The sequence below is a fragment of the Phycicoccus avicenniae genome, assembly GCF_018139485.1.
GTDB lineage: Bacteria > Actinomycetota > Actinomycetes > Actinomycetales > Dermatophilaceae > Phycicoccus > Phycicoccus avicenniae.
This window is the reverse complement of sequence record NZ_JAGSNF010000016.1, coordinates 1-14,600: the sequence shown is the minus strand read 5'-3', so window position 1 is coordinate 14,600 and position 14,600 is coordinate 1. Positions and strand designations below refer to the sequence as shown.

Sequence of the window (14,600 nt, the reverse complement as noted above, 5' to 3'; positions counted from 1 at the left end):
CGGCTCCCTCAGACGTCCGGGTCGGCCTCGGGGTCGAGCTCCTCGGGGGGCACGCCGAGCAGGGCGGCGACCTGCTGCGTCACGACCCCGCGGACGATGACGGCGAGGTCGTCGGCGTCGAGCGCACGCGCCTCGACCGGGCGCCGGTAGAGGACGACGCGGTCGGTCCGTCCGGCGCCGGCCCGCAGCAGCCGACCGAGCGGCGGCGCCTGGTCCTCCCACGGCGCGGGGTCGGTGGGTGGGACCTCCTGGACGGCGAACTCCGTTCCGGCGTAGCGGTTCCCCAGGTGGGGCCGCAGCCGGTCGGCGGCGTCCAGGACGAGGTCGTCGAAGCGCTCCCGACGGGTCGTCATGGCCGGGACCGGGGGCCACGCGAGGGGTCCCCGGGGCCCTCGCCCGTGCCGGTCCCGTCGGCGTCTCGTCACGTCCCGCATGCTACGGCGTGCCTGCGTCGGGCTGTCCGGAGCGCCGTCTATCGTCGCTGGCGTGAATGTGTCGCGCAGGTGCACGAAGACCGGGTGCCGCCAGGGGGCGGTGGCGACCCTCACCTACGTCTACTCGGACCGGGCGGCCGTGCTCGGCCCGCTCGCGACCTACGCCGAGCCGCACACGTACGACCTGTGCTCCGACCACGCCACCCGGCTCACCGCGCCGCGCGGCTGGGAGGTCGTCCGGCTCGCGACGGAGTACGCCGAGCCCGAGCCCAGCTCGGACGACCTGCTCGCCCTCGCCGACGCCGTCCGCGAGGCCGCCCGCCCCCGCGAGGAGCGGGCCACCCCACCGGCGGCGCCGCTGCCGGGTGAGGTCCGCAAGGGCCACCTGCGGGTGCTGCGCGGCAGCGCCGAGGGCTGACGGCGGCCCCTCCGCCACCCCACCCGGACACCGGGACGGACGCCCGCGACCCGCAGGTAGGGTCGCCGTCGTGTCTCGCTCCCTCTCCGACATCGTCAAGGCCTACGACGTCCGTGGGCTCGTCCCCGACCAGCTCGACGGGGAGGTCGCCCGTGCGCTCGGCGCGGCCTTCGCCGAGGTCGTCCTGCTGCCCGAGGGCGCCTCGGGCTGCGTCATCGGTCACGACATGCGCGAGTCGGGCACGGAGCTGACCCGGGCGTTCACCGCGGGCGTGCGCAGCCGGGGCCTCGACGTCACCCACATCGGCCTGTGCAGCACCGACGGGCTGTACTACGCGAGCGGGTCCTTCGACCAGCCGGGCGCGATGTTCACGGCGAGCCACAACCCCGCCGCCTACAACGGCATCAAGCTGTGCCGGGCGGGCGCGCGTCCCGTGGGCCAGGACAGCGGCCTCGCCGACATCCGCGAGCGGGCCGAGCGCATCCTCGCCGGCGAGGTCTCCGACCCGGACGCCACGAAGGGCGCGGTCACCGAGACCGACCTGCTGCCGAGCTACGCCGCGTTCCTGCGCGGTCTCGTCGACCTGTCGGACGTCCGGCCGCTGCGCGTCGTCGTCGACGCCGGCAACGGGATGGGCGGGCTCACCGTGCCGGCGGTCCTCGAGGACGCCGCCGGCCTCGCCCCGCTGCCGCTCACCGTCGAGCCGCTGTACTTCGAGCTCGACGGCACCTTCCCGAACCACGAGGCGAACCCGCTCGAGCCCGAGAACCTCCGTGACCTGCAGGCCGCCGTCCGGGCCCACGGGGCCGACATCGGCCTCGCCTTCGACGGCGACGCCGACCGCTGCTTCGTCGTCGACGAGCGGGGCGAGCCGGTGAGCCCCAGTGCGATCACCGCCCTCATCGCCCGCCGCGAGGTGTCCCGGGCGGTCGCCGACGGCGCCGACGCCGCGGACGTGAGCATCGTCCACAACGTCATCTCCTCGCGGCAGGTCGCGGAGGTCGTCGAGGCCACCGGCGCCACCCCCGTCCGCACCCGGGTCGGCCACTCCTTCATCAAGAGCGAGATGGCCCGCCACGGGGCCGTCTTCGGCGGCGAGCACAGCGCCCACTACTACTTCCGCGACTTCTGGTTCGCCGACACGGGGATGCTCGCCGCGATGCACGTCCTCGCCGCGCTCGGGGAGCAGGACGCGCCGCTCAGCGAGGTCATGGCCGACCTCGCCCGCTACGCCGCCTCCGGTGAGGTGAACTCCACGGTCCCCGACGCCGCCGCCGCGACCGACCGGGTGCTCGCGTGGGCGCAGGAGCGGGACGTCACCCTCGACCGGCTCGACGGGCTCACCGTCGCGCACGAGGGCGGCGAGGGCGACCCGATGTGGTGGTTCAACCTCCGCGCGTCGAACACCGAGCCGCTCCTGCGGCTCAACGTCGAGGCGGAGGACGAGGCGACGATGGCCCGCGTGCGCGACGAGGTCCTCGCCGTCGTCCGCGCCTGACCCCGGTGGGCCGACGACGCCGCCGCCCGGGTGTGCGAGGATCGTCGGCGACCGACCCGGCCAGCGAGAGGACCCGAGCATGAGCGAGACGTCCGGCGCCGCGCACCTCGAGCCCTGGCTCCGCGAGATCCTGCGCTGCCCCGCGTGCCGCAGCGAGCTGCGCGACGAGGCCGGTGAGGCGGGTCCCGAGCTCGTCTGCGTGTCCGACACCTGCGGTCTCGCCTACCGCGTCGACGACGGGGTCCCCGTGCTCCTCGTCGACGAGGCCCGCCGGCCCGCCTGACCGTCCCGGTCCCGGGCGACCCGCTCGCCGGGTCCCGACCCCGAGGAGGTCCGCGATGACGTGGGTCGACGAGTCACGGCTGGACGACGTCGAGGCGCTGGAGCGGCTCGACGGTCGTGGCGCCCTCCGCTCCCTGGCCTCCGCCGGGGCGCAGGTGCGCCGCTCCCTCGTCGCGGCCGAGGAGGCCGGCGTCGACCGGGTCGGTGGGGGAGAGCGCCCGCGGTCGGTCCTCGTCGCCGCCCTCGGCGGGTCGGCCGTCGTCGGGGACGTCCTGGACCTGCTCGCCGAGCCCGGCTCGCCCGTGCCGCTGCTGTGCCGGCACGACACCCCGCTGCCCGGGTGGGTGGGCCCGCTCGACCTCGTCGTCGCCGTGTCCCAGTCCGGTCGGGCGGCCGGACCGCTCGCCCTCGCGACCGAGGCGGCCCGCCGCGGCGCGTCCCTGCTCACCGTCGGGGCGGCCGACTCGCCGCTCGCCGACGTCACGGCCCGGGCCCGGGGCGTCCACGTCGACACCGTGCTGCCCACGCCCTCCTCCCGGACGGCGCTCTGGTCGCTGCTCACCCCCGTGCTCCTCGCCGCCGACCGGCTGGGCCTCGCGGACTGCCCGCCGGCGGTGCTCGAGGGGGTCGCCGACGTCCTCGACGCCGTCGCCGAGGAGTGCCGGCCGTCGTCGGAGTCCTTCGTCAACCCGGCGAAGGTCCTCGCCGTCGGGCTCGACGGGACGATGCCGACCGTCCTCGCCGACGGTCCGCTCGCCGGGGTCGCGGCCGTCCGGGCGGTGCAGATGCTCTCCCGGACCGCCCGGGTCCCCGCGACCCTCGGGGTGCTGCCGTACGCGGCGTCCCAGGTCGTCGCGACGCTCGACGGGCCGTTCGGCAGCGGGCTGCGCGACGCGCCGGACGCCCCGAGGGGGGAGCGGGACATCTTCGCCGACCCCTACCTCGACGGGCCGTCGGTGCCACGGCTCGGTGTCGTGGCCCTGCGCGACCCGGACGTCGGTCCGGAGGGCGTCGCCCTCGCCGACGCGGTGCTGGAGTCGGCGCGCGAGGCGGGCGCGGTCGTCCTGGAGCAGGAGGCCCGCGGCGGGCACGCCGTCGAGCGGCTCGCCTCGCTCGTCGCCCTCACCGACTTCGCCGCGACCTACCTGGCGCTCGGCCTCGGGCTGGACCCGACGCCGTCTCGTCACGTCACCGACCTGCGGGACCGCACCTCGTCCTGAGACGCGACGGACCGGCGCCCCCGAGGGGGACGCCGGTCCGCGTGGTGCGCTCCGGTGGCCGTCAGCCGCGCGGCAGGACGAGCCCGGTGCGGCGGGCGAGCAGGAGGCCGAGGACGGTGTAGCCGACGAGCAGGTGCGCGCCGCCGACCCAGTCGCTCACCGGGGCCCCGACCGTCGCGAAGACCGGGATGCAGACGACCGCCCAGCTCTCGGCGACGACCGGCCAGGCCCGGGCCGCGCCGCGCCAGCGGCCGGACACGGCGACCTTGATGCCGATGAGGAACATCCCGAGCATCGACAGCGGCCAGAAGACGTCGAGCGCGGCGAGCCAGCCGGCGTCCCGGAAGGCCGGGAAGCAGCCGTGGACGACCGTCCACAGCATCGCGAGCGACAGCAGGACCCGCTCGACGCGGATCGCGACGCGGGCGCCGCGGCCGGTGCCGACGGCCCCGGTGAGGGACATCGCCCCGAGGAGGGCCATGACGCCGACCTGGAAGGGGAGGGCGGTGAGGTCGGAGACCGTGACGCCGACGGTCGTCTCCGGGTTGGCGCCGACGGTGACCATCGAGAGCGCCCAGGTGGCGGCGCCGGCGGCGAGGACCAGGCCGCGGCGCCGGACGGCGGCGGCGAGGTCGGGGTGCCCGGGCGAACCGGTGGGGGTCGCGGTCCGGCCGTCGGTGCGGGCCGGGGCGGGGGTGACGGTGGTGCGTGACATGGCGGGTGCCTCTTCGTGGTGCGGGGCGGTGGGACGGTCCCACCGCGACTGCCCCGAACGGTGCCGCCAGGGCGTCCCGGGTCGTCAGGGCCGCCGGTCCCGACCCGTGTCACCTCCGATGTCCCGGGTCGACCGGGACGCGCGTCCCGGGACAACGGGACGCCGGGTGCGGCACTCTTCTCGCGTGAGCGAGAGCACGGCCCCGTGGGTGGGCCCCGAGCAGGAGGTCGGTCCCGAGCGGGCGCCGGGACGGGTCCCGGCGGACCCGCCGGCCGCCCGCCGCGCTCGAACCGTGGCCCGGGTCCTGCTCGCGGTGGCCGTCGGGTGCGCGGTGCTCGCCCTCCTCCTCGAGCTGCGGGTCCCCGCCGGGCACCGGGTGCGGATCGGGCTCGACGCGACGTGGACCGCCGGGGTCCCAGGGGTGCTCCTCGCCGCGGCGGGCGCCGTCGTCGCCGCACGCCGGCCGGGCAACCGGCTGGCCCTCGTCCTCGGGGTGCTCGGGCTCTGGTGGGCGCTCGACGAGGTCGCCGCCGCATGGTTGGCCCTGGCGACCGCGTCCGAGCCCGCCCTGCCGGGGGCGTCGGCCGCCTTCTTCGTCTTCCAGCGGCTCGGGGCGGGTCTGCTCGTGGGGGTCCCGCTCGTCCTCGCGCTCTTCCCCGACGGGCACTGGCCGCGCGGACGGCTGCGATGGCTCGCCGTGGCCTCGGTCGCGGCCAGTGGCGCCCTCGTCCTCGTCCTCCTCACGATCCCGTCCGAGGTCGCCCAGCGCGCGTCCGGGGCGGGTGCGATGCCCGCGCCGCTCGCCGCGCTCGCCCTCGACCCGCTCGCCCTGCCGCTGCCGGACGACCTGTACGAAGGCGCCTTCCTCGTCGCGCGCCTCCTCGTCCCGCTCGCGCTCCTCCCGGCGCTCGTGCTCGTCGTGCTGCGGCACCGGCGGGCCTCGGGACGGGTCCGCGCACAGGGGCGGTGGCTGCTGTGGGCGGCGGTCGTGGACCTCCTCGTCATGGTCGTCGTCACCGTGGTCCCCGGGCTCGGGACGATCGGGGTGACGGTCGTCGTCGCCGTCACCGCGGCGGCGGTCGTCGTCGCGGTCGTCGAGCCGGACGTCGTCGACGTCGACCGGCTGCTCGTCGACACCCTCGTCGTCGCGGTGCCCGTCGTCGTCACCGTCCTCGTCGACCTCGCGGTGCTCGGCGGGGCGTCGTGGCTGCTCGGGGACCGGGTGCAGCAGCGGGAGGTGCTCGTCGTCGCGGTCGTCGTCACGGTCGCGGCCTGGCTGCCCCTGCGGACCCGGCTGGCCCGGGTCCTGGGCCGGCTCCTCGGCGGGCGGCAGGACCCGTACGACGTCGTCGCCGGGCTGGCCCGGGGGCTGGAGCACTCGCGGGGGGCGGAGGCCGAGCTCGCCGAAGTGGCGCGCGCCGTCGCCCGGGCGGTCCGGGTCCGCTGGGTGGGCGTCGAGGTCGGGTACGGCGACGGCCGCACGGTGCTCGTCGAGCACGGGGACCGTCCCGACGCGACCCGCGCGCTGCCCGTGACCTACCGCGGCGAGGCCATCGGACGGCTGCTGCTGCCCGCCCGCGGGGTCCCGGGCCGGCTGCGAGCCGCCGAGGAGCGGCTGCTCGCCGACGTCGTCCGCCAAGCCGCCGCCGCGGTCCGCACGAGCCTGCTCGCCGACGAGCTCCAGCGCAGCCGGGAGGATATCGTCACGGCGGTCGAGGAGGAGCGACGACGGCTGCGCCGCGACCTCCACGACGGCCTCGGGCCGATGCTCGCGGCCGTCGCGTCCCGCATCGACACCGCCCGGATCCAGGCCCGCAAGGACCCGGCCGCCGCCGACGAGGTGCTCGTGCGGGCCCGGGCCGACGTCACCGGCATGCTCACCGAGGTGCGCCGGCTCGTCCACGGGCTGCGTCCTCCCGCCCTCGACGAGGTCGGGCTCGTCGGTGCCGTCGAGCGGCTCGCCCGGGACGCGTCACCGACGACCGCCGTCCTGGTGCGCTCCGAGGGTGACCTCGTCGGGCTGCCGGCCGCGGTGGAGGTGGCGGCCTACCGGATCGTCGCCGAGGCGCTGACGAACGTCGCCCGGCACGCCGGGGCGGCCGAGGCCCACGTCAGGCTGGCGCCGGGGTCGGAGGGGCTCGTCGTCGAGGTCGTCGACGACGGCGTCGGCATCCCCGCGGGGACCCCGGCCGGGGTGGGCCTCGTCGCCCTCCGCGAGCGCGCGGCCGAGCTGGGCGGGCGGTGCGAGGTGTCCGACGCCTCGCCGGGGACGCGGGTGCGCGCGGTGCTGCCGCTGGGACCCGGGGTGGGCGCGCGGTCGGTCGTGCCCGTCGCGGAGGTGACGGGGTGAGCGGGCCGGTCGGGGTGCTCGTCGTCGACGACCACCCGGTCTTCCGCGAGGGGTTCGCCGCGCTGCTCGCGACGATCGACGAGGTCAGGGTGCTCGGGACGGCCGCGACCGGCGCCGAGGCCCTGCGTCGGGTCGCCGAGCTGCGTCCCGACGTCGTCGTCATGGACGTCGCGATGCCCGACCTCGACGGCATCGAGGCCACCCGGCGGCTCGCGGTGAGCCACCCGCACGTCGGCGTCGTCGTCCTCACGATGTCCGAGGAGGACGCGACGATCTTCGACGCCGTGCGGGCGGGGGCGCGGGGCTACCTCCTCAAGGGGGCGGAGCCGGACGAGGTGGTCCGCGCCGTGACGACGGTGGCCGCCGGCGGCGTCGTCTTCGGGGCAGTCCTCGCGGGCCGGATCGCGGAGTTCTTCGCCCGACCGCGTGGCGGCGCGGCCGAGCCGTTCCCGGAGCTGTCGCCGCGGGAGAGGGAGATCCTCGACCTCGTCGCGGCGGGCCTGTCGAACGGCCAGATCGCGGAGCGGCTCTTCCTGTCCGGCAAGACCGTCCGCAACCACGTGTCGGCGGTCCTCACGAAGCTGCACGCGGCGGACCGCGCGGCGGCGATCATCCGGGCGCGGGACGCGGGTCTCGGACGCTGACGGCTCCGTCGAGAAGCGGTGCGGCGCACCGATGTCCGGAGGGCTCGGGTCTTGCCGACCGGCACGAACAGGTGTACGATTAAGTCACAGGGGAGGGGGCCCGACGGACACGACGACCGGCGCGGTGGGCGGGGCGACGACGGCCCTGGCCGACCGGCTGCGCGAGGGGTGCGAGAGCGTCGCGCGTGGGCTGTCGCGGGCCGATGACCGGGGTGGTTGGGCCGCGGTGGCCGCCGACTGCCAGCGCCTGGTCGACATCGCCGCGGCGGTGCAGGACCGGGCCGTCGCCGAGGTCGCACGCCGCGAGGTCGTCGAGACCGAGGACGGCACGCTCTCCGAGGTGGTCCACCTCCCCGGGGTCGTCACGCTCGACGCCGCGGACCTGCTCGCCCCCGCCCTCGGCGCGTCGCACGCCCAGGCGCAGCGCCGCGTCGACTCGGCGGTCCGGCTCGCGGCGCAGCGTCGCCCGCACCCCGCCGGGCGACCCGGGCTGCCCGCCGGCACCGGGTTCGCGGGCCTGCACGCCGCGATGCTCGACGGGCGCCTCGACCCCCGGCGGGCCGACCTCGTCGTCGAGGAGCTGGCGGAGGCCCCGGGTGAGGTCGCCGAGGCCGTCGTCGCCGTCCTCGACCCGTTCCTCGGTCGCGACGACGGTCCGACCCTGCGCCGCCGCTGCCGGCGCGCGATCGCCCGCATCTCCCCGGACCTCCTGCGCGAGCGTTCCCGACGCGCCCGCGGCGAGTGCGGGCTGCGACGGTGGGCGGGGGAGCCCGGTGTCGACGTGTGGCAGGGCGTCTTCCCGTCGGAGCAGGCGGCCCGGGCGTGGGCCGCCATCGACGGGCTCGCCCACGACCACGTCGCCGCCGGACGGTGCACCACCCTCGAGCAGGCGCGTGGGCAGGCCCTCACCGACCTCGTGGTGGGGAACGCCAGCGTCGAGGTCGTCGTGCACGTCGCGGTGCCGGACGACGGCGTCGGTGACGCGGGGGACCCCCGGGGTGCGGGCGCGGACCGTGCCGACGTCCTGGAGGCGGACGCGGAGGGGGCGGACGCGGACGGCGGGGACGCGGAGCGCCGGGACGCGAAGGGTTGGCACCCGGCGCCCGCGGCCCGGTCGGCGTCGGTCGACGACGCGCGGGAGCGGCTCGTCCAGGTCCACGGCCTCCTGCCGGGGGAGCCGGCGCTCGTCGACGGCCGGTGGCTGGCGGAGCGGACCCCCGCGGAGGCGCCGGTCGTCTGCGACCGGACGACGGGCGCCCGCGTCGACGTCGGCGCCACCCACGCGACACCCGCCTACCGGCCGAGCCGGGCCCTAGCCGACCTCGTCCGCGCCCGGGACGGCCGCTGCCGGTTCCCCGGGTGCTCGGTCGCGGCGCGGTCCTGCGACCTCGACCACGTCCGCCCGTGGCCCGGCGGCCCCACGAGCGCCGACAACCTCCTCTGCCTCTGCCGCCGGCACCACCGGGTCAAGCAGCGGCCGGGGTGGTCGCTCCGGCTCCTCCGGGGTGCCGTCGCCGTCTGGCGCGACCCGACCGGGCGGGAGCGGACGACGCATCCCCCGGACGTCCTCGAGACGGTCGTCCTCACGACGCCGGCCGACGCCCCGACGTGGCACCCCAGCGCTCCCGTCGAGCCGGTCGGCCGGTTCAGCGTCCTGGAGTCGACGGTGGACGTGCTGTCGGACCGGCGACCCCGGCCGGTCGTGCTCGACCTGCGCCACGGCCGGTGCCGCCACCGGCGGGTGAGCCGACGGGCCGCGTGGTCCGGGGCGAACGACCCGCCGCCGTTCTGACCCGGCCTCAGCCGGTGCCGGGGTCCCGCTTCCCGGTCGATGCCTCCCGCGCCTCGCCGGGCGGTCGCTTGGCGATGACGCCCGGGCTCTCGTCCGTCTCCGGGTCCGGAGGCGGGATGGACTCCTCGACGCGGTCGCCCATGGCCTCGGCCTTCTCCATCTGGCCCGCCTGCATGTCGGCGATCCGGTCGTACTGCTCCTGCCACTCGCGGGCGGGCTTCTCGGCCTCGCGCTCCTCGGCCGCGGCCTGCGCCTCGTCGGCGAGCCGCCGCGTCCGCTCCTCGGGGGTCTCCGGGTCCGGCGTGCGATGAGTCATGCCGGACCCCTACCCGGACGGGCCCGCCCTCACACCGGGGTCAGCCGGCGGGCTGGGCGAGGTCGAGCCGCTCCGCCCCGGGCAGGCGCAGCAGGTCCGCCCCGGGGAGCAGGACCTTGCTGCGGCGCAGGCCGCTGCCGATGACGACGTCGCCGGCCTCGAGCACCGCGGCGTCGACGAGGACGGGCCAGTCGGCGGGCAGGCCGACGGGGGTGATCCCGCCGAACTCCATGCCGGTGAGGCCCACGGCGTCGTCGTGCGGGGCGAAGGAGATCTTGCGGGCACCGAGGTGCTTGCGGACGACGCCGTTGACGTCCGCCCGGTGCGTCGCGAGCACCATGACGGCGGCGTAGGTCTCGACGCCGGCCCGCTTCGCCCTGACGACGACGCAGTTGGCGCTGGCCCCGAGGCTCACGTCGTAGGCGTCGCAGAGGGCGGCGGTGTCGGCGAGCGTCGGGTCGATCTCGGCGACCTCGGCCGACGGGAAGGCGCCCGCCGCCTCCGCGACGGGGTGCGCCAGCAGGTCGGGCCGCTCGGCGGCGGGGCTCCAGGTCAGGGTTCCGCGGGGGGTCGGCATGGACCCACGCTAGGCGACGGCCCCGCCGGGACGGGCCCGACGCTAGTGTCGTCGGACGTGGCAGATGACAGCGGCAGGACGGCGATCATCGCGGCGTTCCTCGCGAACCTCGGCGTCGCGGTCACGAAGTTCGTGGCGTTCCTCCTCACCGGGTTCTCCTCGATGCTCGCCGAGTCCATCCACTCGGTGGCGGACACGGGCAACCAGCTCCTCCTGCTCCTCGGCAGCCGGCGGGCGAGTCGCGAGGCGACCCTGGAGCACCCGTTCGGCTACGGCCAGCAGCGCTACGTGTACTCGTTCCTCGTGGCGATCATGCTCTTCGTCCTCGGTGGTCTCTTCGCGCTCTACGAGGCGTACGAGAAGATCCGGGAGTCGCTGGGGGAGAGCGACTACGACCCCTTCGAGTCCCGGTGGTGGTGGGTGCCGCTCCTCGTGGTCCTCGCCGCGATGGTCATGGAGGGGCTCAGCCTGCGCACGGCCGTCCGTGAGTCGAACCGGGTCCGGGGCCGGCGCTCGTGGCTGAAGTTCGTCCGCTCGACGAAGTCCCCGGAGCTGCCGGTCGTCCTGCTCGAGGACTTCGGGGCGCTCATCGGGCTCTCGGCGGCCTTCCTCGGCATCGGCCTCACGGTCCTCACCGCGAACCCGGTGTGGGACGGCGTCGGGTCCGGCGTCATCGGCGTGCTGCTCGTCGTCATCGCCGCCTTCCTGGCGGTGGAGATGGGGTCCCTGCTCGTCGGGGAGTCCGCCTCCCCGGAGCTGCGCCACGCGATCCTGCGGGCCCTGGAGTCACCCGAGGCCGTCGACCGCGTCATCAACAGCCGCACGATGCACCTCGGCCCGGACGAGATCCTCGTCGCCGCGAAGATCGCCGTCGGCGGCAGTGACCGCGCCGCGGACGTCGCAGTCGCGATCGACGAGGCGGAGCGCGCCGCCCGCGCGTGTGCTCCCGACCTCACGATGCTCGTCTACCTCGAGCCGGACGTCGACCGGGCCCCCGGGACGCCCAGCCTCGACGGTCCGGGAGTCGACGCGGACCCCCGCGAGGCGGCGGCGCACCCCGGCCGCGACTGACGCCCGCCGCGGGCGGTCGGCCGAGTCCCTCATCGTCCGAACGGGCGACACGCGCCCCGACGGGCGCCTGTCGAGGGACTGCGCCTCATAGCCTGTGCGCAGCTCACCCCCTGCCGAGCGTCCCGGAGAACCACCCATGACCGACATCGTCGCCGTCGACGGCACGCGGATCCGTCCGCTGCCGACCCGCACCGCCGCCGTGGGCCGGCGGGTCCGCCTCGTGGCGCTCGCAGTCGTCACCGCCACCACGCTCGTCCTCGCCGGGGTGGAGCCGCGTCTCGCGCTCCTCGCCGCCGCAGGTGTCGTCGTCGCGGGCGTCGTCCTGGCCCGGGCGTGGCACTCCTACCTCGCGGCCGGCGACCAGATCGACGCGCTCTTCGAGACCCTCCCGCCGCCGAGTGGCCAGGTCCACGACCCGCGTTCCTCCTGATCGGTGACGGTCGACCGGGGTCTTCTCGCACGACTCTCTCGGGACGCGTTGTACCTGGCAGCGCTCCCGGCCGCGTGGATCCTGTGGGTGCGTCCGTTCGACGAGCTCGGTCGGGACTCGGCGCACGCCTACTGGAACGCCTGGAACCAGGACCTCTACGGGGCGGGCCCGGGGTCGGTCGACGCCTACAACTACTCACCGGCCTTCGCCCAGCTGATCTACCCGCTGACCGTGCTGTCCTGGCCGGCGTTCTACGTCGTGTGGGCCCTCCTTCTCGTCTCGGCCCTCGTATGGCTGCTCTGGCCGATGGCTCCGGCCTGGCGGTGGCTCGTCCTCGCATACGCGGTCCCACCCTCCCTCGTCATCGGCAACATCGAGCCGTTCCTCGCCGTCGCTGCCGTCATCGGTCTGCGCCACCCCCCTGCCTGGGCGTTCCCGCTCCTCACCAAGGTGACCACCGGGCTGGGTCCTCTGTGGTTCGCGGTGCGCCGCGAGTGGCGCTCCGCCGGGCTGGCGGTCGCAGGGACGGCTCTCGTCGTGACGGTCTCCTTCGCCGCAGCGCCCGACCTGTGGTTCCGCTGGGTGGAGTTCCTCTCGAGCAACACCGGAGCGCCGACCCGGGTCCTGCCGATCTGGGTTCGGGTTCCGCTGGCCCTCGTGGTCGTCGTGTGGGGGGCGCGACGAGCGCGCCCCGCCGCGCTCGCATGGGCGATGATCCTCGCCACCCCGGTGTGGTCGGCGAGCGCAGTGCTCCTGCTGGCGGCCGTTCCCCGTCTCCGGCGGGCCGAGGTGGCCTCGCCATGAGCGGGTACGGGTCGTGGCGAGGCAGGACGGCGATCATCGCAGTCCTGCTGGCGACCCTCTCGGGATGCGCGCGGGCGCCCGGTGGACCCGGGCACGACTTCCTCGACCTCGAACGACGCGAGTGGGGCGGCATGTGCGCCGAGGGGCCGTGCGAGTCGACGCTCGGGGTCGGGGCCGACGGGGCCTGGACCTTCACGTCGCAGCGCGGCTCGACCACCGGGCGGCTCACGGACGGTGCGCTGCTCGCGATGCGACGGGCCGTCGGCTCGACGTCGGCGGCCGGGACGGGTGACCCGGACGGAAACTGCGAGGCGGACGCGGACGGCACGTCCGTGGAGTACACGTGGCGGCTGTTCGAGGCGCCCTCCGAGACGTCGACGGCCACCTCGTGCGGCGACGGTCTGGACCCCGAGGACCCCCTGGTGACCGCCCTGGACGACCTCGCCGAGGACGCGGCGGCGTCACTCGACTGAGCCACGACCCCGTCGAAGCACGGGCGTCACGGTTGGGGCCCGTCCGGCGCCCTGCGCTAGCCTGAAGGGCGTACCACCGGCTTGGGTGATGACCCTCGCGCTGCACGCGGCCCAGATGGGCGACGCCGGTCAACCGAACCGCACGCTGCCTCCAAGGAGCCTTCGCATGCCCGTTGACCACAAGATCCGCGACCTGTCCCTCGCCGAGTCGGGTCGCCACCAGATCCGCCTCGCCGAGCACGAGATGCCCGGCCTCATGGCGCTGCGCGAGGAGTACGGCGACGCCCAGCCCCTCGCCGGCGCCCGCATCGCCGGCTCGCTGCACATGACCGTGCAGACCGCCGTCCTCATCGAGACCCTCACCGCCCTCGGCGCGCAGGTCCGCTGGGCCTCCTGCAACATCTACTCGACCCAGGACGAGGCCGCCGCGGCGATCGTCGTCGGGAAGGGCACCCCGGAGGACCCCCAGGGCGTCCCGGTCTTCGCCTGGAAGGGCGAGACCCTCGCCGAGTACTGGGACTGCACCGAGCAGATCCTCACCTGGCCCGGCGGCGAGTTCGCCAACATGATCCTCGACGACGGCGGCGACGCCACGATGCTCGTCCACAAGGGCAAGGAGTGGGAGACCGCCGGCCAGGTGCCGCCCACGACCGAGGAGGACTCCGAGGAGTTCGGCGTCTTCAAGGCCCTCGTGCGCCGCACGATGGAGTCCGACCCGCAGAAGTGGACGACGGTCGCCGCCGAGATCAAGGGCGTCACCGAGGAGACGACGACCGGTGTGCACCGGCTCTACCAGCTCGCCGAGACCGGCGACCTGCTCTTCCCGGCGATCAACGTCAACGACTCGGTCACCAAGTCCAAGTTCGACAACAAGTACGGCTGCCGCCACTCGCTCATCGACGGCCTCAACCGCGCCACCGACGTCCTCATCGGCGGCAAGGTCGCCGTCGTCGCGGGCTACGGCGACGTCGGCAAGGGCTGCGCCGAGTCCCTCCGGGGTCAGGGCGCCCGGGTCATCGTCACCGAGATCGACCCGATCTGCGCGCTCCAGGCCGCGATGGACGGCTACCAGGTCGCGACCCTCGACTCCGTCGTCGACCAGGCCGACATCGTCGTCACCTCGACGGGCTGCTTCAACGTCGTCACCGCCGAGCAGATGCAGAAGATGAAGAACAAGGCGATCCTCGCCAACATCGGCCACTTCGACAACGAGCTCGACATGGCCGGTCTCGCGAAGGTGCCCGGCGTGCAGAAGCAGGAGATCAAGCCCCAGGTCCACGAGTGGACGTTCGACGACGGCGACTCGATCATCGTCCTGTCCGAGGGGCGCCTGATGAACCTCGGCAACGCGACGGGCCACCCGTCGTTCGTCATGTCCAACTCGTTCTCGAACCAGACGATCGCCCAGGTCGAGCTGTTCGGCAAGGACGCGGAGTACTACGACGAGGACGGCAAGCCGACCGTCACGACGCTGCCGAAGCACCTCGACGAGAAGGTCGCCCAGCTGCACCTCGAGGCGCTGGGGGCCGAGCTCACCGAGCTGACGAAGGAGCAGGCCGAGTACCTCGGCGTCGAC

Annotated in this window: 16 protein-coding genes; 12 read left to right on the top strand and 4 right to left on the bottom strand. The window is 75.4% G+C overall.

The window, feature by feature from the left end; all coding sequences use genetic code 11:
* Positions 1-8: 8 nt before the first annotated feature.
* Entirely contained in the window at positions 9-353 is a 345-nt protein-coding gene (locus KC207_RS11570) for a metallopeptidase family protein (protein ID WP_211603224.1), read from the bottom strand.
* Between the two features lie 133 nt (positions 354-486).
* Between KC207_RS11570 and KC207_RS11565 the strand changes: the two genes are divergently transcribed.
* The 4 genes from KC207_RS11565 (at position 487) to KC207_RS11550 (ending at position 3,852) form a co-directional block, all read left to right on the top strand.
* On the top strand, positions 487-852 hold the full coding sequence (locus KC207_RS11565) for a DUF3499 domain-containing protein (protein WP_249138705.1): 366 nt from the start codon (positions 487-489) through the stop codon (positions 850-852).
* 70 nt (positions 853-922) lie between these two features.
* On the top strand, positions 923-2,350 hold the full coding sequence (locus KC207_RS11560) for a phosphomannomutase/phosphoglucomutase (RefSeq protein WP_211603221.1): 1,428 nt from the start codon (positions 923-925) through the stop codon (positions 2,348-2,350).
* A gap of 79 nt (positions 2,351-2,429) precedes the next feature.
* Positions 2,430-2,633, top strand: a complete 204-nt coding sequence (locus KC207_RS11555) for a Trm112 family protein (RefSeq protein WP_211603219.1) — start codon at positions 2,430-2,432, stop codon at positions 2,631-2,633.
* A gap of 55 nt (positions 2,634-2,688) precedes the next feature.
* Entirely contained in the window at positions 2,689-3,852 is a 1,164-nt protein-coding gene (locus KC207_RS11550; RefSeq protein WP_211603217.1) for an SIS domain-containing protein, read from the top strand.
* A 61-nt stretch (positions 3,853-3,913) separates the two neighbouring features.
* Here KC207_RS11550 and KC207_RS11545 read toward each other — a convergent pair whose 3' ends face one another.
* A complete protein-coding gene (locus KC207_RS11545; RefSeq protein WP_211603215.1) occupies positions 3,914-4,567 on the bottom strand; it encodes a hypothetical protein in 654 nt (217 codons plus the stop codon).
* Positions 4,568-4,751: 184 nt separating this feature from the next.
* Here KC207_RS11545 and KC207_RS11540 point away from each other — a divergent pair, with 184 nt between their 5' ends.
* The 3 genes from KC207_RS11540 to KC207_RS11530 all read left to right on the top strand — a co-directional run bounded on the left by KC207_RS11540 (position 4,752) and on the right by KC207_RS11530 (position 9,353).
* A complete protein-coding gene (locus tag KC207_RS11540) occupies positions 4,752-6,917 on the top strand; it encodes a GAF domain-containing sensor histidine kinase (protein ID WP_211603213.1) in 2,166 nt (721 codons plus the stop codon).
* Positions 6,914-7,561, top strand: a complete 648-nt coding sequence (locus tag KC207_RS11535) for a response regulator (protein ID WP_211603211.1) — start codon at positions 6,914-6,916, stop codon at positions 7,559-7,561. Before KC207_RS11540 ends, KC207_RS11535 begins: the two co-directional genes overlap by 4 nt.
* 124 nt (positions 7,562-7,685) lie before the next feature.
* Complete coding sequence (locus KC207_RS11530) at positions 7,686-9,353, top strand: HNH endonuclease signature motif containing protein (protein ID WP_211603210.1); 1,668 nt, start codon at positions 7,686-7,688, stop codon at positions 9,351-9,353.
* A gap of 7 nt (positions 9,354-9,360) precedes the next feature.
* Here the strand turns inward: KC207_RS11530 and KC207_RS11525 are convergent, their stop codons facing one another.
* Both KC207_RS11525 and KC207_RS11520 read right to left on the bottom strand, forming a co-directional pair.
* On the bottom strand, positions 9,361-9,669 hold the full coding sequence (locus KC207_RS11525; RefSeq protein WP_211603209.1) for a hypothetical protein: 309 nt from the start codon (positions 9,667-9,669) through the stop codon (positions 9,361-9,363).
* A gap of 40 nt (positions 9,670-9,709) precedes the next feature.
* Positions 9,710-10,246 (bottom strand): YbaK/EbsC family protein, encoded by a 537-nt coding sequence (locus KC207_RS11520; protein ID WP_211603208.1) that lies wholly within the window; start codon positions 10,244-10,246, stop codon positions 9,710-9,712.
* Between the two features lie 57 nt (positions 10,247-10,303).
* On the opposite strand from KC207_RS11520, the gene KC207_RS11515 reads away from it, so the two are divergent.
* The 5 genes from KC207_RS11515 to ahcY form a co-directional block, all read left to right on the top strand.
* The gene (locus KC207_RS11515; protein WP_211603207.1) at positions 10,304-11,317 is read left to right on the top strand and encodes a cation diffusion facilitator family transporter; all 1,014 of its coding nucleotides are present in this window, start codon (positions 10,304-10,306) and stop codon (positions 11,315-11,317) included.
* A 136-nt stretch (positions 11,318-11,453) separates the two neighbouring features.
* Positions 11,454-11,747: a hypothetical protein gene (locus tag KC207_RS11510; RefSeq protein WP_211603206.1), complete on the top strand. Its 294-nt coding sequence runs from the start codon at positions 11,454-11,456 to the stop codon at positions 11,745-11,747.
* An 87-nt stretch (positions 11,748-11,834) separates the two neighbouring features.
* On the top strand, positions 11,835-12,551 hold the full coding sequence (locus tag KC207_RS11505) for a glycosyltransferase family 87 protein (RefSeq protein ID WP_211603204.1): 717 nt from the start codon (positions 11,835-11,837) through the stop codon (positions 12,549-12,551).
* Positions 12,548-13,024, top strand: coding sequence for a hypothetical protein (locus KC207_RS11500; RefSeq protein WP_211603202.1), 477 nt, complete (start codon positions 12,548-12,550; stop codon positions 13,022-13,024). Before KC207_RS11505 ends, KC207_RS11500 begins: the two co-directional genes overlap by 4 nt.
* Before the next feature lie 166 nt (positions 13,025-13,190).
* On the top strand, positions 13,191-14,600 hold a 1,410-nt coding region (ahcY, locus tag KC207_RS11495; protein ID WP_211603200.1), incomplete at its 3' end, for an adenosylhomocysteinase.

What these genes read in the sequence shown, in the direction of transcription:
- KC207_RS11545 (WP_211603215.1), bottom strand. Translation starts at nt 4,567, where the DNA reads ATGTCACGCACCACCGTCACCCCCGCCCCGGCCCGCACCGACGGCCGG.
- KC207_RS11510 (WP_211603206.1), top strand. Translation starts at nt 11,454, where the DNA reads ATGACCGACATCGTCGCCGTCGACGGCACGCGGATCCGTCCGCTGCCG.
- KC207_RS11525 (WP_211603209.1), bottom strand. Translation starts at nt 9,669, where the DNA reads ATGACTCATCGCACGCCGGACCCGGAGACCCCCGAGGAGCGGACGCGG.
- KC207_RS11550 (WP_211603217.1), top strand. Translation starts at nt 2,689, where the DNA reads ATGACGTGGGTCGACGAGTCACGGCTGGACGACGTCGAGGCGCTGGAG.
- KC207_RS11555 (WP_211603219.1), top strand. Translation starts at nt 2,430, where the DNA reads ATGAGCGAGACGTCCGGCGCCGCGCACCTCGAGCCCTGGCTCCGCGAG.
- KC207_RS11520 (WP_211603208.1), bottom strand. Translation starts at nt 10,246, where the DNA reads ATGCCGACCCCCCGCGGAACCCTGACCTGGAGCCCCGCCGCCGAGCGG.
- KC207_RS11500 (WP_211603202.1), top strand. Translation starts at nt 12,548, where the DNA reads ATGAGCGGGTACGGGTCGTGGCGAGGCAGGACGGCGATCATCGCAGTC.
- KC207_RS11570 (WP_211603224.1), bottom strand. Translation starts at nt 353, where the DNA reads ATGACGACCCGTCGGGAGCGCTTCGACGACCTCGTCCTGGACGCCGCC.